This window comes from Pseudonocardia sp. CA-107938 (genome assembly GCF_050936315.1).
GTDB lineage: Bacteria > Actinomycetota > Actinomycetes > Mycobacteriales > Pseudonocardiaceae > Pseudonocardia.
Genome location: NZ_JBNJNA010000001.1, coordinates 2,120,349 through 2,137,103 on the forward strand (window position 1 = coordinate 2,120,349; position 16,755 = coordinate 2,137,103).

A 16,755-nucleotide genomic window follows, 5' to 3' on the forward strand; every position below is an offset into this window, starting at 1 on the left:
TGGTGGGAGCATGAAGACATGGCTCGCAACACGCGGATCGTTGTGGTAGGCGGCGGCTACGTCGGCATGTACACCGCGCTGCGGCTGCAGAAGAAGCTGCGGCGCGGCGAGGCCGAGATCACCGTCATCGACCCGCAGCCGCACATGACCTACCAGCCGTTCCTCCCCGAGGCGGCGGCCGGTTCGATCGAGCCGCGGCACGTGGTGGTGCCGCTGCGGCGGGTGCTGCGCAAGTGCCACCACCTCACCGGACGGGTCACGGCGATCAACCACGCCGCCCGCGAGGTCACCGCCGAGCTCTCCGCTGGCCACGTCACCACCGTCGGCTACGACGTGCTGGTCGTGGCGCCCGGCTCGGTGGCGCGCACGCTGCCCGTCCCCGGGCTCGCGGAGCAGGGCATCGCGTTCAAGACCGTCGGCGAGGCGATCTTCCTGCGCAACCACGTGCTGTCGCGGCTGGACGCCGCAGCCACCACGATCGACCCGGCCCTGCGCCGCCGGCTGCTCACCTTCATGGTCGTCGGCGGCGGGTACGCGGGCGTCGAGGCGCTGGCCGAGCTGCAGGACATGGCCGTCTACGCCACCCGCTACTACGAGAACATCGCCCCGCAGGACATGCGCTGGGTGCTCGTCGAGGCGGCCGGGCGGATCATGCCCGAGGTGAGCCACGACCTGGGCCTCTACACGGTCGAGCGGCTCCTGGAGGCCGGCATCGAGGTCTTCCTCGACACCCGGGTGAAGTCGATGGTCGGCGGCCACGTCGTCCTCGACGACGCGACCGAGTTCGACGCCGACACCATCGTCTGGACGGCCGGCGTCAAGCCCAACCCGATGCTGGACCACACCGACCTCCCGCGCGACGAGCGCGGTCGCGTGATCTGCGGCGCCGACCTGCAGGTCCAGGGCATGCCCGAGGTGTTCTGCGCCGGCGACTGCGCCTCGGTGCCCGACCTCACCAAGGACGACCCGGAGGCGCGCACGGCCCCGTCGGCGCAGCACGCGGTGCGGCAGGCGAAGACGCTGGCCGACAACATCGTCCGGCACCTGCGCAACAAGCCGCTCACTCCGTACAAGCACGCCAACGCCGGCTCGGTGGCGAGCCTCGGCCTCTACAAGGGCGTCGCGATGATCTACGGCATCAAGATGCGCGGCGTCATCGCGTGGTTCCTGCACCGCACCTACCACGTGAGCCGCATGCCCACGTGGAACCGGCGGATCCGCATCGTCTTCGACTGGACGGGTGCGCTGTTCCTGGGTCGCGAGGTCGTGTCCCTCGGCCAGATCAACGAGCCGCGGGCCGACTTCGACCGGGTCGTGGGCGCCGGGCGGCGCCCGGCCGACCCGGCGCAGCCGAGCACGCCGGCGCGCACGGGTTAGCGGCCGCGCGCCGTCTCGATCACGTCGTCGAGCACCTCACGGGAGCGCGCGAGGTCGGCCATCGTGCGGTCGATGCGCTCGCGCTCGAGCTCCAGATCGGCCACCAGCTTCTCGTCGGCGATCTCGCTCGGCCCGCCGTCGGCGTCGCGCATGCACGGCAGCAGCCGGGCGATGCGGGCGCTGGACAGCCCGGCGGCGTACAGCTCCTGGATGCGGATCACGCGGTCGACCGCGGCCTCGGAGTAGCGGCGCTGCCCGCCGTTCGTGCGCTCGGACGCGAGCATCCCCTGCTCCTCGTAGTAGCGCAGGGAGCGCTCGCTGACGCCGGTCCGTGCGGCGAGTTCACCGATCTTCACCTTGAACCTCACATGGGTGTCAGGAACTAGCGTACCGAGGTGACGAACCTCTTCGCGCCCGTCCGAATGGGCGACCTCGACCTCCCGCACCGGCTCGTGATGGCCCCCGTGACCCGCAACCGCGCCACCGCCGACGGCGTGCCCACGCCGATGATGGCCGCGTACTACGCCGAGCGGGCCTCCGCGGCCCTGCTCATCGTGGAGGCGACGACGCCCAGCGCGGTGGGGCAGACCTACCCGAACATCCCCGGCATCCACTCCGCCGCGCAGGTGCAGGGCTGGCGCGCGGTCACCGACGCCGTCCGTGCGGCCGGCGGGCACGCGTTCGTGCAGCTGCAGCACGGTGGCCGGGTCGGGCACCCGGCGACCAGCGGCCTCGTCCCCGTCGCGCCGTCGGCGGTGGCGCTGCCGGAGACCCTGCGCACGCCGCTCGGCGAGCGGCCGGCGCCCGTCCCGCACGCGCTGACCGAGGACGGCATCCGTTTGACGATCGGCGAGTTCGTGACGGCGGCCTGCAACGCGATCGACGCCGGGTTCGAGGGCGTCGAGGTGCACGGCGCGAACGGCCACCTGCTGCACCAGTTCCTGGCCGGGGCGGCCACGAACCGGCGCACCGACGGCTACGGCGGCAGCGTCGCCGGACGGATCCGCTTCGTGGTCGAGACCGTCGCCGCGGTGGCGGAGGCGATCGGGCCGCAGCGCGTCGGGCTGCGGATCTCGCCCGGCAGCACGGTCAACTCGATCCGCGAGGACGAGCCGGAGGAGCTGTACCGCGCCCTGCTCGGCGCCCTCGATCCCGGGCTCGCCTACGTCCACGTGGTGTTCGCCGACCGCGACGAGCGGCTCTACCGGCTCGTGCGCGACACCTGGCCGGGGTTGCTGGTCGCCAACCCCGGCGTGGATCTGAGTGATCCGGTGCCCGCCGACGGTGGGCTGGCCGCAGCGGAGCGGTTGCTCGGTGCGGGAGCGGACGTCATCGCGGTGGGTCGGGCGTTCGTCGCCAACCCGGACCTCGTGGCCCGGCTGCGCTCGGGTGCGCCGCTCAACCCCGTCCGCGACGAGTACTTCTACACCGGTGGCGAGCGCGGCTACCTCGACTACCCCCACCCTCGCCGGAGCTACGACGGGTCAGTTGGAAGGAAGGTCCATCTGATCGAGCAGCGCTACTAGTCCACGACGCTCGGGCGGCGGCGGGTCGTAGGGTGAGGTGCCGGCAGCCCCTGTAGCCCAACCGGCAGAGGCAGGCCCCTTAAAAGGGTCACAGTGTGGGTTCGAATCCCACCGGGGGCACGTACAGCATCTGCACGTGCGCCGGTGTCAGCGTTCGACATCGCCACATAAATCGAACACCGGTGTACAGTTTACTTGGGTCGGGCGGGCCTCGCGTGGAGCAGAGCTCCTCGATCGGGAGCGGTGGGATGGTCGTGGCACAGGTGGAGACGTCCGGTGGGCTGGCGTTCGAGCGGCGGGGACGCGGATTCGCCGTCGTGCTGCTGCACGGTGTCGGTCACGACCGAACGGGCTGGGATCCCGTCGTCGAGTACCTCGAAGCCGATCATGAGGTCGTCGCCGTCGACCTGCCTGGGCACGGCGACTCCCCGTTGGGGGACTCATCCGGTCCGCTGGGGGTCGTCGAGCTCACCGACCGCGTCCAGCAGTTCCTCGACGACACCGGGCTGGAGTGCCCGACCGTCGTGGGGAACTCGCTCGGCGGCGCGATCGCGCTGGAGCTTGCCGCCAGAGGCAGGGCCGGCAAGGTGGTGGCGTTGGCGCCGATCGGCTTCTGGTCGCGGTTCGAGGTCGGTTACGCGGTGGCCGTGTTGCGTGCCTCGCGCGCGTTGGCCGCGCTTCTCGCGCCGGTCAGGTCGGCGTTGCTCGGCTGGACGCCGGCGCGCGCCGCGCTGCTCGGGATCTACTGCGCGCATCCCGGCCGGATGAGTTCGGCGCTTGCCCTCCGCACGGTGGCCGGTTTCGTCGCCGCCGAGGGGCTACCGGCGATCCTGCCCCACAGCCGCCGCTACCGCTTCGAACGGGCCGGCGATCTCAGCCGTGTTCCGGTCACGATCGCGTGGGGCGACCGGGACCGCCTGCTGATCGGCGGTCAGGCACGCCGCGCCCGGGCAGCCTTGCCCGCCGCCCGGCACGTTCGACTGGCCGGCTGCGGCCATGTCCCGATGTTCGACGACCCCAGGCTGGTCGCCGAGGTGATCCTCGGGGCGTAGCCGCTCGGCGACGGACTCCTGAACGCTGATGGCGAGGTGTGGCGTCGACACCGGAGGGGGCCCGGCCGATGCGCTGATCGGGGGCCTGTCGGTCACCCCGTCGGCGGTTCGCCGCGCATCGCCACGGCCGACAGGACGGTGGCCTCGAGCACGCGGCCGGCGTCGCGTTGGGGTAGGCGGTTGGTGTTGACGTCGTCCGCGGCCGCGTGCATCAGGGCGTAGACGGCGGTCACCAGCCAGCTGAGCGGCAGGTCGGTGCGGATCGTGCCTTCGGACCGGCCGCGGGCGAGCAGGGCTTCGATGCGGCTGAACGCGGGGTCGTGGCGCTGCCGGAGGCGGGCGGCGCCGAACTCGCGTTGGGTGGCCTCGAACAGTCCGCGGTGGCGGTCGAGGACCTCCCAGGAGGAGCGCACCAACCGCTGCAGCGCGACATCGGCCGGACCGTCGTCGGGCCTGGTCTGCTCGATCACGGCGGCCGCCTGCGCGATGGCCCGGTCCAGCACCGCCTCGAGCAGCACCTCGCGGGAGGAGAAGTGCGCATACAGCGTGACCCGGCCCACCCCAGCGGCGGTGGCCACCTCGGCCATGCTGACCTGGGATCGCCGACTCAGGCATGCCGCCGCCGCATCCAGGATCGCGGTGATGTTGCGCTCGGCGTCGGCGCGCCGCCGGGGCGGGTTCTGCGCCTGGGCCCCGGCGCCGCGTGGACTCGTGCTCACGACGTCGAGCGTAGAGCCGGTCAGTGCGCGAAGACCGGTCCGGCCGCTGCCGGTGGCCGCCCGGCCGGCACCAGCCACGCCGCGACCACCAGCATGACCACCGCCGCGACGGCAGCACCGGTGAACGCCGTCGAGAACCCGTCGACCCCCGGTATGCGCCCGGCAGCGGCGCCCAGGCTGGCAGCCGCCAACGTCGAGACGAACGCGATCCCGAGGCTCGCGCCGACCTCGTGACCGCTGTTGATCAGCCCCGCGGTGATCCCGGCGTCGGCGGGTTCGACGTGCGCCATCGCCGTCGTGGTCGCGGTGACGAACGCCGCGCCCAGACCCAACCCGGACACGGCCATCCCCGGCGCCAGCGTGAGCCACGGGTTGCCTGCGCCCGGCAGCTCGCTCAGCATCAGCGCCCCGGCCGCGGCCAGCGCGAACCCGGCCACCGCAGCGGGGCGCCCGCCGAACCTCCCGACGATCCGGACCCCGACGTGCGTGCCCAACCCGATCACCAGCGCAACCGGCAGGAACAGCAGCCCCGTCGACAACGGGTCGAACCGCAGCACGTGCTGCAGGTACTGCGACCCGAGGAAGAAGTTCGACAGCAACAGCCCGGACGCGACCAGCATGACCAGGTTGCCCGCAACGACCGGACGGCGGGTGAGAGCGCGCAGCGGCACCAACGGGTTCCCGACCCTCCGCTCGACGCCGAGGAACACCGCGAGCAGCACCACGCCCACGACCAGCCCAGCCAGCGTCAGACGATCACCCCATCCCGCGTCTCCCGCTCGAACCAGCCCGTAGATCAGCGCCGCCATCCCACCGGTGGCGAGCAGGGCACCCGGCGCATCGACCCGGCCACGTCGTTCCGCCGCACCGCCGGGCAGCAGCATCGGCAGGACCACCGCGACCAGCACAACGGTCGGGACGTTGATGAAGAACACCCACCGCCACCCCGGTCCGGCGGTGAACAACCCGCCCAGCACCACACCGATCGCGGCCCCGGCCCCACCCAACGCCGCCCACACGCCCAGTGCCTTGTTCCGGTCGGGGCCATGGAACGTCGTGGTCACGATCGACAACGCGGACGGCGACAGCATGGCCGCCCCGACACCCTGTGCGGCACGGGCAACGATCAGCATGCCCGCGTCCGCCGCCAGCCCGGAGACCAGCGAGGCCCCGGTGAACACGACCAACCCGGCCAGGAACAGCCGCCGGCGCCCGAACGTGTCGGCCAACCTCCCACCCAGCAGCATCAGCCCGCCGAAGCACAGCGTGTAGGCCGTCACCACCCAGGTCAGGCCCGCACGATCCAGACCGAGCTGGTCCGCGATCACCGGCAACGCCACGTTCACCACCGTCACGTCCAGGATGACCATGAACTGGGCGAGCGACAACAACGCCAGCACCCACCACCGGTGCTGCACCGACGGGGCCCGTCCCGGCCCTCCGCTCGTGAGTCCGACCCGATCCATCACCACTCCTTAACCTGAACAACCATGTACGGGTTAAGGTACCGCTCGCACGTTGCTAAGTCGAACACGCGAGTTCGGGTTGTCGGCGTAAGCCCGTGGGTTGGAGGGGTCATGCCGCTGCTCGTCGTCGTCGGCGTTGTCGAACTCGCCGTCGCTGTGGTGTCGGGATGGCTGATGGTCCTCGTGGTCCAGTCGCCGGCCCTGCTGCGCCGCGCGGGCGTGAGGCAGCTCAAGAGGATCCGTCAAGCCCACCTGGACCTGGTGATGATGGGTGCTGTCCAGGTCGCGGTCGGAGGGGCCGTACAGCCCGTCCCCGTCTGGATCGCCGTCTTGATCACCTTTGGTGCGATTGCTCAGCCGCTCGGCTTCCTGCCACTGGCCGTGCGTCCGCAACTCGTCCACCTGCCCGCGTTCCAGGTCCTTGCGGCGACGGTCTTCGCCGTCACGACCGTGGGCTGGGTCGCACTGGCCATCACGGTGATCACGTAGCGATGCCGCGGTCCGTTGCCGACGTCAGTCGTCGTCGCCCGAGTCCGGTTGGTCCCGCCCGTCCGGCGCGGCGGGCTGGGCCGGATCGGGACGCGTCGGGCTGTCGCTCGGTTCGGTCGGCTCCTCCCGCTGGTTCGTGATCGGCGACGCGGCGGCGCCGGACGGCACGCCGGCCGCGGCGACGGCGAATCCGGTGACGGTGAGCGCGACAGCGACGATGATCGTCGCTGCCCGCTTGCGCGCTGAGACCGCGGACGTCGCGGACGGGGAGCTGACGACGGCGTCGACGAGGGTGCTGACGCCGGTTTCGAGAGGACCGCGCCCGACCCGTCGCTGCCACAGCATCCCGACCACCAGGGCGAACGAGAGCTGGAGGAGGTAGAGCACCCACGGGTCGAGATCGCCCGCGACGCCGGCGACGATGACGTGGAGCGTGTAGAAGGTCAGGGTCATCGCCCCGGCGGCCGCCAGCGGCGCCTGCACCGCGCCGGCAACCCGCAGCGCCGGGTTCGGGCGGGCCCGGTCGAGTGCGCGGTCCAGCAGCAGCATGGCGCCCAGTACCAGCAGCGACGTCCCGATCGTGCGTGCCATCGACAGCGGGGTCGAGGTGTGCGCGGTGTCGACGGCGAGCCACCACCAGGTCGTGGTGGGCGTGACGCCGCCGAGTCCCTCCGTCAGCGCGGCGCGCAGTTCCTCGGCCGGCAGGCCGGGGTTTGCCTTGATGGAGTCCAGGCCCCCGAGACCGATCAGCGCGATGCGGGAGATGGCGGCGGCCGCGACGGCGAGCACGACGCCGCTGACCACGAGCCGGCCGGCGGTGCGGATGTGCGTGAGCGAGCAGCGCCCCACGCCGATACCCACGCAGAGGTAGGCCAGCCACGGCAGGACGGGGTAGGCGCCGGTGAAGAACAGCGTCGTGAGCAGGCCGCCCGGATCGGCGACGAGCGCGGTGAAGGAGGGGTCGATCAGCTCGGTGGGGGGCAGCTGTGCGCGTACGGCGAAGCTGATCACGGGGGCGATGACGACGATCAGCGCTGCGCCGACGAACAGCGCCCGCGTGGAGAGCAGCACGAGCGGCACGGCGAGCAGGAACAGCACCCCGTAGTAGGTGAGGATGATGTCGACGCTGCCCACCGCGACCTGGCCGAGCGCCAGGCCCAGCATGCCCACCGCCAACCCGCGAACGGCCAGGCGAAGCCCGTGCCGCGCGGCCGATCCCGTGTTGGGGACGACCCGCTGCCGGCCCGTGAGCAGGGCGACCGAGACCCCGGCGAGGACGGCGAACAGAGCCGCCGAGTTGCCGCCCGCCACGAGGCCGACGGGGGTGATGCCGTTGTCGTCGGACAGGGGGAACGTGTGGACCGCGATCATGCCCAACAGGGCGAGACCGCGAGCCGCGTCGATGCCGCGGACCCGCCGCTTCGGCTCACCGCCGGAGCGACGGCGCGGGAGGCGTTCGGTCGGCCCATCGGGGGCAGCCGCGGCGAGCCGACCCGGGATCGTGCCGGTCATCCGCGCCACCGGTTGGTCCACCACGGCGTGTGCCCCGCGCATCGGTTCGGTGAGTTGATCCGCGGCCGCCCGCGCACGGTGTGCCCCTCGCCGACGAGGAGGCACGAAGCCGCCGCGGGCCGTGGGCTCCGCGCGCCGGGTCCGAGCGGTTCCGCGTCGGTCCGGGGAGGGGTGGTCGTCGTACCGCAGAGGTGCGGTATTGGTCATCGCGGGCTCCAGGGCACTGGGGCAGGTTCTGCTCTGCGAGCGTCCAAGCCCGAGCGCTCTCGCCCCATCACCGCCGGGACGACAGTTCTCCGGTATCGGATGCAGAGTTTCCTTGCCCGACGGCAAGGGCCCGGCCAGGTTCATCGTCCTGCATCGCGAACTACGGAAGATCTCGACGATGACGCGTCCTACGCCGGCTGCCGGTCCTCGCATAACGTTTCCACGTGGTGCGGCCGCGCCTGGGGCAGCGACGGTCGCGGTGAGGCACTCGCTCATGGTGCGCCGGCACTCGGCAGACAACGCGGACGCGATCAGCGAGGTCGTCGTCCACGGACGACACCGACGCGATCGCTAACCTTCAGCGTGGTACGTGCAGATGCTGGACGAGCCGCGCCGGGGGTACACCCGGATCGGTGCTGAACACGGGGGTGCCGCGCGCCTCCCCGACCTCCAGGAGCCACCGTGTCCGATCCCGAACTCGTCGAGCACGCGCAGGCCCTGCTCGCCCGCAACGCGTACCTGACCCTGGGCACCGTCGACGCGAGCGGTCGTCCGTGGACGTCGCCCGTCTACTTCGCCGCCGACGGGCTCACCGACTTCTACTGGGTGTCGAGCCCGCAGGCGCGCCATTCCCGCAACCTCGCCGAGGAGGCTGCGGCGAGCCTCGTCGTCTTCGACTCGACGGTGCCGCCGTACCACGGCCGTGCCCTCTACGCGGAGGGCGCGGCCCACGAGATCGACGCCGACGAGCTGGACCGCGCGGTGCAGGTCTACCCCGGCCCGCCCGAGCGCGGCGGCTCCGCGCTGACCGTCGCCGACGTCACCGGTGCGGCGGCGTGGCGGCTCTACCGGGCCCGGGCCAGGCTGGTGTGGTGCTCTGCCCGCGCGAACCCCGGCAGGCCTGCCCGCGCCACGGGCGCACCGACGACCACCGCGTGCTGGTCGAACCCGATCAGTGAACGGCCCGGTACGCGGTCGTGCGGAGCCGGCGGGAGGCCTGCCGGACGTCGCGGAGGCCCGCGCGGCGCATCAGCTCGGGGATGGTGCCGCCGGCGCTGAAGCGCCCGGCGAAGGGACCGTGGGCGACGATGTCGACGAGGTGCACCTGCGCGCCAGGGCGCAGCACGCGCCGGACCTCCTCCAGCGTGCGGGCCCGGTCGGCGGGCCGGAGGTGGTGGAACATCAGCGCCGACACGACCCGGTCGATGCTGGCGTCCGGGTAGGGGAGCACCGCCGCGCTGCCCTGGTCCCACTGCACCGAGACACCGGCCCGGCCTGCCTTGGCCCGCGCGATGTCGAGGGCGTGTGGATCGGGATCGAGACCGGTGACGTGGGCGTCGGGATGGCGCCGGGCGATCATCAGGGCCAGGTTGCCGGTGCCGCAGCCGATCTCCAGTACCTGGTGGCCGGCCGCGATCTCCGCGTCCTCGACCAGGTCGCTGTGCAACCGGGGGACGCCGAGGAGCCGGGTGAGCGGGTCGTAGAGGCGCAGCAGCCGGTCGGTGCTCATCGCGGGCAGGTAGGTGTGCTGGTCGCGGGCCATCGGGCTCCTCCTGTGTGACGATGGGGACGAGTCCGATCGTGGAGCGCGGACGGGCCGGCCGGTGGGACGGAGCATGGGCGAAGTAGCACGTTCGTCGGTTCTGCTGACGGCCCGGCGGATCCGCTGGGACGCGGCCGGTGTGCCGGTGTACGGGTACCGCTGCGAGCCGGGCGCACCGCCGGTGAACGTCGTGCGCACGCACGATCCGGGGTCGGGGCTGCGGCGGCACGAGCACGCGCACGACTTCGTGGTGCTGGTGCTGGTGGAGAAGGGGACGGGCAGCGTGCAGGTGAACCGTCGCCGCATCGAGCTGCGGCCGGCCGACCTGGTGATCGTCGGACCGGGTGCGTCCGTCGACCCCGGGTCGCTGGCGAGCGACGCGGTGGAGGGCCGAGCCGTCACCTTCCCGCCGGAGGTGGTCACGGGCGGCAGCGACCTGATCTCCTTCGTGGGTGGGATCGGGGACCGCGCGCACCGCGTGCCGGTGCCCGAGCACCGCCGCGCCGCCGTCCTGGCGCGGTTCGCGGACGTCGAGCGGGAGCTGACCGAGCGTCCCGACGGGTGGACCGAAGCGGTCGTGGCCCACCTGACGCTGCTGCTGATCGAGGTGGCGCGCATCGCCCCGGCGGACCCTGCGATGCGGGTGGATCCGCTGCTCGCAGCGGTGCTGGCCGTCATCGACGAGCGGTACGGCGAGGCGCTCGCGGTCGCCGATGTCGCGGCTGTGGTCGGGCTCAGCCCCGGCCACCTGTCGACGGTCGTACGGCGGCGGTCCGGCCGCACCGTGCAGACCTGGATCGCGGAACGGCGGATGCACGAGGCGCGCCGCCTGCTCGCCGAGACGGACCTGCCGGTGCAGGAGGTGGCGGCGCGGATCGGCATCCCGGACGCGAGCTACTTCATCCGCCGATTCCGCCGCGTGCACGGCCGCACACCGCTGCAGTGGCGGCGCGCGGGCGGTCACCTGGTGCCGACGATGCAGCGGGCCATGCCCGGGACGCCGACCTCGTCACCGTCCGCGTAGGCGGCGACCTCGGCGATCACGCTCTCCGCGACGCGGGCGCGCGCCGGTTCGTCGAGCTGCTGGAGCGCGGCGACGGCGAGGGAGACGTGCTCGCTGATCATCGCCCAGTACTCGGCGGGGGATCGCGTCACGAGCACGACGGGCACGTCCCACTCGACGACGTCGTGCAGGCCCGCCGCCGTGTACAGGGCGCTGATGCAGCCGGGTGCAGCGCACCGGTACATGTGCGGCCGGTCGGGGTCGGGCGGCGCCTGCGGTGCCTCCTTCGCGATGGCCTGCACGGCGATCGTCGTCCACGGGTTCGCCTCCGGCCGCACCCACACGGACGAGGCGAGCCGGCCGCCGGGCCGGAGCACGCGGACGAACTCGGCCGTGGCCCGGGCGAGGTCGGGGAAGAACATGTACCCGAACCGCACCGTCACGCTGTCGAACGTGGCGTCGGCGAACGGCAGGTCGTCGGCGCTGCACGTGCGCGTCTCGACGTTGGTGATCCCTTGCGCGCGGGCTCGGCGGATCGCGACGTCGAGCATCTGCGGGGCCAGGTCGGTCAGCACGACGTGCCCCTTCGGCGCGCGCCGGGCGACGGTCAGGCCCGGCTCCCCGGTACCGGCGGCGACGTCGAGGTGCTGCTGATCCTCGGCGATGTCGAGGCTGTCGACGAGCGCGGCGCCGACGGGGGCCAGCTGGCCCATGATCACCGCGTCCCACTTCTCCCAGCCCGTGGACAGCGCATCCCAAGCGGTGCGCTGGCTCTCGAACGGGCTGGTCATGGCGAGATGGTCCTCGCCACACCGGCCACGTCAAGGGCCGCACGTCCAGCAGCTTGCCGCCGCTCGAGCGCCGCACGAGACTGGTCGCAGTGATCCGGCGCGTGCTCAGGAGGCGGTGAGGTGCGCACAGCCCGAACCGCCGGCCCGGTGGGTCGACGTGCCGAGATCGCGCGCATCGACGGATTGCTGACGGAGGCCGCCGCGGGGGTGAGCGGCGTCGTCGCGGTGGCCGGCGCGGCCGGTGTCGGGAAGTCCGTGCTGACGCGGCACTGCCTGGCCGGGGCGGTTGCGCAGGGGTTCGTCGAGCTGCACGGCACGCCTGCGCCTACCAGGGCGACCTGTCGTTCGCGCCGGTCGTCGAGGCGCTGCGGTCGCTCGTGCGCGGCGGTGACCGCGAGCTGCTCGCCAGCCTCCATCGTCGGCCGCGTGGGGGAGCCGGCCGCGCCCACCGTGCCGACGCTCAGCGCAGCAGCTTCGTGAAGAACACCCGCCGGTACCCGTTCTGCTCCCGGCGGTCGGTCTCCACGTACCCCTTGCGCGGGTAGTAGGCGAGGTTCTCCGTCATGGCCTCGTTGGTGTAGAGCTCGACGCGGTCGTGGCCGCGGCGGCGGGCCTCGGCCTCGGCGAGGTCCAGGAGCCGCCCGCCGATGCCGCGGCCCTGCGCCTGCGGGTCCACCGCCACGTTCTCCAGCAGCAGGTGATCGGCGGCGTCGAGCAGCACGGCGAAACCGAGGATCCGACCGTCGCTCTCCGCCACCCAGGTCGTGCCGGCGGCCACGGCGGCGGCGTAGTCGGCCGTCATCGGTGCCGGTGGCCGGCCGATGCGGGCCGTGTAGTGCTGGTAGGCGTCGTGCGCCAGCCGTGCGATCGCGGCGACGTCCGCGGGCTGCGCCGGTCGGGTCGCGGCCGTCTCTCCGACCATCAGACGCAGCGCAGCGGGGTGCCGCGCACGCTGCACCAGAACGCGCCGGCGAGGGCGTCCGTCATGCCGAGCGTCACCCGCGCCGTGGCGTCGGCCCCGAACCGCCGCTTGAGCGCCTTGCGGGTGACCTTCTGGAGGCGTGCCTCCAGGTCGTCGGGCACGTCGCGGATCGACAGGAGCGCGACGAAGCCGTGCCGGCGCAACCCGTGCCGGCGCGGCGGGCCGGCCTCCGTCGCGAGGGTGAGCTCGGCCGACATCGGGCGCTTGCGGTAGGTGCAGATCGCGCGCGTCAGCTCGGCCTCGATCACGTGCGGGTCGAGCTCGGCGGGCGCCTTGACGTGCACCACGGCCATCACGGCCTCGTCCCGTCCCATGGCGCATCTCCTCCGCTCGGCTCCCTGCACCGTAGGCCATCCGCGGCCCGGACGGTCCTGACGCGTCCCGCGGACGGGTCGCCCGGCGGCGAGGCTTTGCGGTGATCAAGGGCAAAAGGTCGCTGGACGATCTTCCAAGACGACACTTTGCCCTTGATCACCGCCACCTCCAGCCCGGGCACCGGCGCGACGGCCGAAGGCACGACCGGTCGCGCGGAACTCGATCCACGCCGAGTCAGGGCAATGCCGCGACCTGCACGGCCACCGGCGCCGCCCCCGCGCGGTTGTCGATCTCCACGTGCGGAACGGGCGGCGGCTCGTCCGGCCGCATCCGCGCGACGAACGCGGCGAAGTCGGCCAGCTTCCCCCCGTCCGCCGGTCGACCGCGGGCCACCAGGCGCGCGTGCAGCGTGGCCGGGTCGCAGCGCACCCACACCAGCCGCACCGGGGCGCCGCCGAGCTCGTCGACCCACGCCGACCAGCGCGCCGGCTCCCGGATCTGCTGCGTGAACGGCGCGCACAGCAGCACCGGGCAACCCGGCGCGCGGATGCGCCGTGCCGCCGCCGTCAACCCGCCGTACTCGTGCACCTTGACGTGCGCGTCGTACCACGGTCCTTCGCGCTCGCCGTCCGGGCGACCGGCCGCGGCGAGCGTCGCCGCGACGAACCCGCCGAACAGCACGTCCTTGTCCAGCAACGCCGGCGTCGGCTGCAGGTGGGCGAGCAGCGCGTCGGCGACGGTGCTCTTCCCGGCGCCGGGCGCCCCGGCCACGACCCACACCTCGGCAGGGGACATGCCGGCGAGGGTAGGCGCCGCATCGACGTCACCGGCCCTCCTCCCGCAGCTCCGCGATCCGCTCGTCGGCCATCCGCACCAGCGTCGCGAGCGAGCACGGGTGCAGCACCCACGGCGTCCCGCGGCCCGGCGTCGTGCACTCCCGGCAGCGGCCCGTCCCGTCGTCCACGTGCTCGGCGCGCAGTCGCGGCAGCGCGCCGGGGAGGTGGATCAGCTCGTCGATCAGCTCGGACCAGTCATGCACGCCAGCGAGCATAGTGGTCTAAACGGTTACAACAGAAACAACGGCTCGAACAGATGCAACGATCACAGTGGGTTACATCGGTCACGCAGCGCGACTAGCGTCGATCACGTGGCACTTGTGACGACCGGACAGCTCGCCGAGGAGCTAGGCGTCTCGCGCGGCGCCGTCAACAAGTGGCACCGCGAAGGCCTGATCACCCCGGTTCTGACCACGCCGGGGGGCCACCACCGGTGGGACGTCGACCAGGTGCGCGAGCAGCTGTCGGCCGGCAATCCGCGGTCGCGCGAGCGGTAGCGGCGTCGTCCGGCGGCGCCGGCCCCGGGCTTGGTGTGTTGATCATGGGCAAAACGTTGCCGTTGAAGATCAACTAGCCACGGTTTGCCCATGATCAACGGCGATGCGCCGCACCCTCGAACCGCCACCCCGGCCTGACCCTTTCGCCCACGACCGAAACGGTCGGCCCGACGCCCCCGCGCGAGTTGGATCACCGCCATGGACGCATTCGACGCGCGCCGCTACGGCGAGGACTGGGCCGACGTCTACGACGAGGTGCACGAGGGGGCCGTCGATACCCGGGCGACCGTCGACGGGTTGGCGAGTCTCGTGGGGGAACCGGCCGCGATCCTCGAGTACGGCGCCGGCACGGGGAGGCTGGCGATCCCGCTGGCCGAGCGCGGGCACGAGGTCGTCGCGGTCGAGATCAGCGAGCCGATGCTGGCGCAGCTGCGCGCGAAGCCGGGTGCCGACCGGGTGACGGCGGTGCTCGGCGACATGACCGACGTGGCGCTGGACCGCACGTTCGACCTGGTGTTCGTCGCGTTCAACTCGATCTTCGCGTTGGGTTCGCAGGACGACCAGGTGCGGTTGTTCGCCAACGCGGCCACCCATCTGCGTCCGGGTGGCCGGTTCGCGCTGGAGACCGTGGTGTCGCGGGAGCCGAAGCCGCGGATCGTCCAGCTGGGCGGCACGCGGGTGGCCATGACGACGGGCGAGCTCGATCCCGTGACCGGCCGCTACTCGGGCACCTGGGTGCTCGTCGGCGCGGACGGCATCTCGGTGCGCCCGATCACCGGCCGGCACGTCGGGCACGCCGAGATGGACCTCATGGCCCGGCTGGCCGGCCTGGAGCTGGAGCACCGCTGGACGGACTGGTCGCGGGCTCCGTTCACGGCCGGGTCGCACGGCATCGTCACGGTGTACCGGAAGCCCTGAGGAGCAGGTGCTCGCGCTCGCGCCGGTTGTCGGTGAGCTCCGCCGCCCTGGTGAACGCCGCGGTCGCCTCGGCGGTGCGTCCGAGCCGGGCGAGCAGATCCCCGCGCACGGCGTGGAAGACGTGGTAGTTCTCCAGCGCCAACCCGTCGACGACGTCCAGCGCGGTGGCCGGGCCGGCGACCTCGGCGAGCGCCACGGCCCGGTTGAGCGCGACGACGGGGCCGGGGTCGAGCCGGGCGAGCTGGTCGTAGAGGGCGAGCACCTGCGTCCAGTCGGTGACGGGGTCGGTGTGCACGGCGTTGATCGCGGCCTGGAGCTGGTAGCGACCGGGCCGGTTGCGGCGCAGGCAGGCGCGCACGATCGCCCGGCCTTCAGTGACGAGCGCGGCGTCCCAGCGGCTGCGGTCCTGCGCGGCGAGCCGGACGAGCGCGCCGTCGGCGTCGGTGCGGGCTTCGCGGCGCGCCTCCGTGAGCAGCATGAGGGCGAGCAGTCCTGCGGCCTCCGGCTCGTCGGGCATCAGCTCGACCAGCTGCCGGGCCAGCCGGATGGCCTCGGCGCAGAGGTCGGCGCGCAGCAGCTCGTCACCGGCCGACGCGGTGTAGCCCTCGTTGAAGATCAGGTAGAGGACCGCGAGCACACCGTCGAGGCGCTCGGGCAGGTCGGCGGCGTGCGGTACCCGGTAGGGGATGCGCGCATCGCGGATCTTCGCCTTCGCGCGGACGATGCGCTGCGCCATGGTCGGCTCGGGCACCAGGAACGCCCTGGCGATCTCGGGCGTGGTCAGCCCGCCGAGCAGGCGCAGCGTGAGCGCCACCTGCGCAGGGCGGGCCAGCGCCGGGTGGCAGCAGGTGAACACGAGCCGGAGTCGGTCGTCGGGCACGGCACCCTCCTCGACGGGCTCGGCCGGCGCGAACGTCATCGCCGCTTCTGCGTGCTTGCGCGGGCGGGCGGTCTCCCGCCGGGCCTCGTCGATGGCGCGCCGGCGGGCGGTGGTGATGATCCATCCGGCCGGGCTCGGCGGGGCGCCGTCGGCCGGCCAGCGCTGCAGAGCGATCGTGAACGCGTCGGCGACGGCGTCCTCGGCGAGCCCGATGTCGCCGAGGACGCGCGTCAGCACGGCCACCGCCCGCCCGTACTCGGTGCGGAACACGGCCGCGATGTCGTCCGGCGTCATCAGAACGGCGGGCGGTCCTGGAAGGCCCGGACCTCGATCGGCAGCGTCGTCGCGACGGCGACCCGTCGACCCCACTCGAGCGCTGCGTCCAGGTCCGGCGCCGTGATCACGTAGACGCCGCCGACGTGTTCCTTGCCCTCCAGGTACGGGCCGTCGGTGACCATGCCGTCGGCCCGCACCACAGCGGCCCCGGCATCGAGGCCGCCGGTGAAGACCCACGAGCCCGTGTCGCGCAGCTCCTCGTTGAGCCGTCCCAGCTCGGCCGCGATGCGGTCCATCACGGCGGGCTCCGGTGTGCCCGCGGGCTGGTAGAGCGACAGCAGGTACTGCGGCACGGACGGTCCTCCC

The 16,755-nt window shown here is 72.8% G+C and carries 21 protein-coding genes and 1 tRNA gene; 10 read left to right on the forward strand and 12 right to left on the reverse strand.

Annotation, left to right across the window (positions count from 1 at the left end; translation table 11 throughout):
- Window positions 1–18 precede the first annotated feature (18 nt).
- Window positions 19–1,377, forward strand: a complete 1,359-nt coding sequence (locus tag ACQEVB_RS10600; RefSeq protein ID WP_432968248.1) for an NAD(P)/FAD-dependent oxidoreductase — start codon at window positions 19–21, stop codon at window positions 1,375–1,377.
- Here ACQEVB_RS10600 and ACQEVB_RS10605 read toward each other — a convergent pair.
- Window positions 1,374–1,733 (reverse strand): MerR family transcriptional regulator, encoded by a 360-nt coding sequence (locus tag ACQEVB_RS10605; protein WP_432968251.1) that lies wholly within the window; start codon window positions 1,731–1,733, stop codon window positions 1,374–1,376. The two genes, ACQEVB_RS10600 and ACQEVB_RS10605, sit on opposite strands and share 4 nt — an antisense overlap.
- Window positions 1,734–1,772: 39 nt before the next feature.
- On the opposite strand from ACQEVB_RS10605, the gene ACQEVB_RS10610 reads away from it, so the two are divergent.
- From ACQEVB_RS10610 to ACQEVB_RS10620, 3 genes are all read left to right on the forward strand, one after another.
- Entirely contained in the window at window positions 1,773–2,903 is a 1,131-nt protein-coding gene (locus ACQEVB_RS10610) for an alkene reductase (RefSeq protein WP_432968254.1), read from the forward strand.
- Window positions 2,904–2,949: 46 nt separating this feature from the next.
- Window positions 2,950–3,023 (forward strand) — tRNA-Leu (locus ACQEVB_RS10615).
- Complete coding sequence (locus ACQEVB_RS10620; protein ID WP_432968257.1) at window positions 2,999–3,955, forward strand: alpha/beta fold hydrolase; 957 nt, start codon at window positions 2,999–3,001, stop codon at window positions 3,953–3,955. The genes ACQEVB_RS10615 and ACQEVB_RS10620 overlap by 25 nt, the downstream gene beginning before the upstream one ends.
- A gap of 92 nt (window positions 3,956–4,047) precedes the next feature.
- Here ACQEVB_RS10620 and ACQEVB_RS10625 read toward each other — a convergent pair whose 3' ends face one another.
- A complete protein-coding gene (locus ACQEVB_RS10625; RefSeq protein ID WP_432968260.1) occupies window positions 4,048–4,674 on the reverse strand; it encodes a TetR/AcrR family transcriptional regulator in 627 nt (208 codons plus the stop codon).
- A 20-nt stretch (window positions 4,675–4,694) separates the two neighbouring features.
- A complete protein-coding gene (locus ACQEVB_RS10630; RefSeq protein ID WP_432968263.1) occupies window positions 4,695–6,140 on the reverse strand; it encodes an MFS transporter in 1,446 nt (481 codons plus the stop codon).
- A 111-nt stretch (window positions 6,141–6,251) separates the two neighbouring features.
- On the opposite strand from ACQEVB_RS10630, the gene ACQEVB_RS10635 reads away from it, so the two are divergent.
- Window positions 6,252–6,629: a hypothetical protein gene (locus ACQEVB_RS10635; RefSeq protein WP_432968266.1), complete on the forward strand. Its 378-nt coding sequence runs from the start codon at window positions 6,252–6,254 to the stop codon at window positions 6,627–6,629.
- Window positions 6,630–6,653: 24 nt separating this feature from the next.
- On the opposite strand, the gene ACQEVB_RS10640 is transcribed toward ACQEVB_RS10635, so the two are convergent.
- Window positions 6,654–8,141, reverse strand: coding sequence for a heparan-alpha-glucosaminide N-acetyltransferase domain-containing protein (locus ACQEVB_RS10640; protein WP_432968269.1), 1,488 nt, complete (start codon window positions 8,139–8,141; stop codon window positions 6,654–6,656).
- A 669-nt stretch (window positions 8,142–8,810) separates the two neighbouring features.
- On the opposite strand from ACQEVB_RS10640, the gene ACQEVB_RS10645 reads away from it, so the two are divergent.
- Window positions 8,811–9,407 (forward strand): pyridoxamine 5'-phosphate oxidase family protein, encoded by a 597-nt coding sequence (locus tag ACQEVB_RS10645; protein WP_432968272.1) that lies wholly within the window; start codon window positions 8,811–8,813, stop codon window positions 9,405–9,407.
- On the opposite strand, the gene ACQEVB_RS10650 is transcribed toward ACQEVB_RS10645, so the two are convergent.
- On the reverse strand, window positions 9,301–9,891 hold the full coding sequence (locus ACQEVB_RS10650; protein ID WP_432968275.1) for a class I SAM-dependent methyltransferase: 591 nt from the start codon (window positions 9,889–9,891) through the stop codon (window positions 9,301–9,303). The genes ACQEVB_RS10645 and ACQEVB_RS10650 overlap by 107 nt on opposite strands.
- A 73-nt stretch (window positions 9,892–9,964) precedes the next feature.
- Here ACQEVB_RS10650 and ACQEVB_RS10655 point away from each other — a divergent pair, with 73 nt between their 5' ends.
- Window positions 9,965–10,915 carry an AraC family transcriptional regulator gene (locus ACQEVB_RS10655; RefSeq protein ID WP_432968278.1) on the forward strand — a complete coding sequence of 317 codons (951 nt, stop codon included), beginning with the start codon at window positions 9,965–9,967 and terminating at the stop codon, window positions 10,913–10,915.
- On the opposite strand, the gene ACQEVB_RS10660 is transcribed toward ACQEVB_RS10655, so the two are convergent.
- Window positions 10,852–11,685: a class I SAM-dependent methyltransferase gene (locus ACQEVB_RS10660; protein WP_432968281.1), complete on the reverse strand. Its 834-nt coding sequence runs from the start codon at window positions 11,683–11,685 to the stop codon at window positions 10,852–10,854. The genes ACQEVB_RS10655 and ACQEVB_RS10660 overlap by 64 nt on opposite strands.
- Window positions 11,686–11,892: 207 nt before the next feature.
- On the opposite strand from ACQEVB_RS10660, the gene ACQEVB_RS10665 reads away from it, so the two are divergent.
- Window positions 11,893–12,165 carry a hypothetical protein gene (locus ACQEVB_RS10665; RefSeq protein WP_432980293.1) on the forward strand — a complete coding sequence of 91 codons (273 nt, stop codon included), beginning with the start codon at window positions 11,893–11,895 and terminating at the stop codon, window positions 12,163–12,165.
- Here the strand turns inward: ACQEVB_RS10665 and ACQEVB_RS10670 are convergent.
- The 4 genes from ACQEVB_RS10670 to ACQEVB_RS10685 form a co-directional block, all read right to left on the reverse strand.
- Window positions 12,146–12,607 carry a GNAT family N-acetyltransferase gene (locus tag ACQEVB_RS10670; protein WP_432968284.1) on the reverse strand — a complete coding sequence of 154 codons (462 nt, stop codon included), beginning with the start codon at window positions 12,605–12,607 and terminating at the stop codon, window positions 12,146–12,148. The two genes, ACQEVB_RS10665 and ACQEVB_RS10670, sit on opposite strands and share 20 nt — an antisense overlap.
- Complete coding sequence (locus tag ACQEVB_RS10675) at window positions 12,607–12,981, reverse strand: hypothetical protein (RefSeq protein WP_432968287.1); 375 nt, start codon at window positions 12,979–12,981, stop codon at window positions 12,607–12,609. The genes ACQEVB_RS10670 and ACQEVB_RS10675 overlap by 1 nt, the downstream gene beginning before the upstream one ends.
- 235 nt (window positions 12,982–13,216) lie before the next feature.
- Window positions 13,217–13,777 carry an AAA family ATPase gene (locus tag ACQEVB_RS10680; RefSeq protein ID WP_432968290.1) on the reverse strand — a complete coding sequence of 187 codons (561 nt, stop codon included), beginning with the start codon at window positions 13,775–13,777 and terminating at the stop codon, window positions 13,217–13,219.
- Window positions 13,778–13,805: 28 nt separating this feature from the next.
- Window positions 13,806–14,021, reverse strand: coding sequence for a hypothetical protein (locus ACQEVB_RS10685; RefSeq protein WP_432968293.1), 216 nt, complete (start codon window positions 14,019–14,021; stop codon window positions 13,806–13,808).
- A gap of 108 nt (window positions 14,022–14,129) precedes the next feature.
- Between ACQEVB_RS10685 and ACQEVB_RS10690 the strand changes: the two genes are divergently transcribed.
- Window positions 14,130–14,315, forward strand: coding sequence for a MerR family DNA-binding transcriptional regulator (locus ACQEVB_RS10690; RefSeq protein WP_432968296.1), 186 nt, complete (start codon window positions 14,130–14,132; stop codon window positions 14,313–14,315).
- A 198-nt stretch (window positions 14,316–14,513) separates the two neighbouring features.
- Window positions 14,514–15,233 carry a class I SAM-dependent methyltransferase gene (locus tag ACQEVB_RS10695; protein WP_432968299.1) on the forward strand — a complete coding sequence of 240 codons (720 nt, stop codon included), beginning with the start codon at window positions 14,514–14,516 and terminating at the stop codon, window positions 15,231–15,233.
- Here the strand turns inward: ACQEVB_RS10695 and ACQEVB_RS10700 are convergent.
- Both ACQEVB_RS10700 and ACQEVB_RS10705 read right to left on the reverse strand, forming a co-directional pair.
- Window positions 15,211–16,407 (reverse strand): RNA polymerase sigma factor, encoded by a 1,197-nt coding sequence (locus tag ACQEVB_RS10700; RefSeq protein WP_432968302.1) that lies wholly within the window; start codon window positions 16,405–16,407, stop codon window positions 15,211–15,213. The genes ACQEVB_RS10695 and ACQEVB_RS10700 overlap by 23 nt on opposite strands.
- Window positions 16,407–16,742 carry a YciI family protein gene (locus tag ACQEVB_RS10705; RefSeq protein WP_432968305.1) on the reverse strand — a complete coding sequence of 112 codons (336 nt, stop codon included), beginning with the start codon at window positions 16,740–16,742 and terminating at the stop codon, window positions 16,407–16,409. The genes ACQEVB_RS10700 and ACQEVB_RS10705 overlap by 1 nt, the downstream gene beginning before the upstream one ends.
- Window positions 16,743–16,755: the final 13 nt, after the last annotated feature.

What these genes read in the sequence shown, in the direction of transcription:
- ACQEVB_RS10600 (WP_432968248.1), top strand. Translation starts at nt 19, where the DNA reads ATGGCTCGCAACACGCGGATCGTTGTGGTAGGCGGCGGCTACGTCGGC.
- ACQEVB_RS10630 (WP_432968263.1), bottom strand. Translation starts at nt 6,140, where the DNA reads ATGGATCGGGTCGGACTCACGAGCGGAGGGCCGGGACGGGCCCCGTCG.
- ACQEVB_RS10635 (WP_432968266.1), top strand. Translation starts at nt 6,252, where the DNA reads ATGCCGCTGCTCGTCGTCGTCGGCGTTGTCGAACTCGCCGTCGCTGTG.
- ACQEVB_RS10640 (WP_432968269.1), bottom strand. Translation starts at nt 8,141, where the DNA reads ATGACCGGCACGATCCCGGGTCGGCTCGCCGCGGCTGCCCCCGATGGG.
- ACQEVB_RS10650 (WP_432968275.1), bottom strand. Translation starts at nt 9,891, where the DNA reads ATGGCCCGCGACCAGCACACCTACCTGCCCGCGATGAGCACCGACCGG.
- ACQEVB_RS10655 (WP_432968278.1), top strand. Translation starts at nt 9,965, where the DNA reads ATGGGCGAAGTAGCACGTTCGTCGGTTCTGCTGACGGCCCGGCGGATC.
- ACQEVB_RS10660 (WP_432968281.1), bottom strand. Translation starts at nt 11,685, where the DNA reads ATGACCAGCCCGTTCGAGAGCCAGCGCACCGCTTGGGATGCGCTGTCC.
- ACQEVB_RS10670 (WP_432968284.1), bottom strand. Translation starts at nt 12,607, where the DNA reads ATGGTCGGAGAGACGGCCGCGACCCGACCGGCGCAGCCCGCGGACGTC.
- ACQEVB_RS10675 (WP_432968287.1), bottom strand. Translation starts at nt 12,981, where the DNA reads ATGGGACGGGACGAGGCCGTGATGGCCGTGGTGCACGTCAAGGCGCCC.
- ACQEVB_RS10680 (WP_432968290.1), bottom strand. Translation starts at nt 13,777, where the DNA reads ATGTCCCCTGCCGAGGTGTGGGTCGTGGCCGGGGCGCCCGGCGCCGGG.
- ACQEVB_RS10695 (WP_432968299.1), top strand. Translation starts at nt 14,514, where the DNA reads ATGGACGCATTCGACGCGCGCCGCTACGGCGAGGACTGGGCCGACGTC.
- ACQEVB_RS10700 (WP_432968302.1), bottom strand. Translation starts at nt 16,407, where the DNA reads ATGACGCCGGACGACATCGCGGCCGTGTTCCGCACCGAGTACGGGCGG.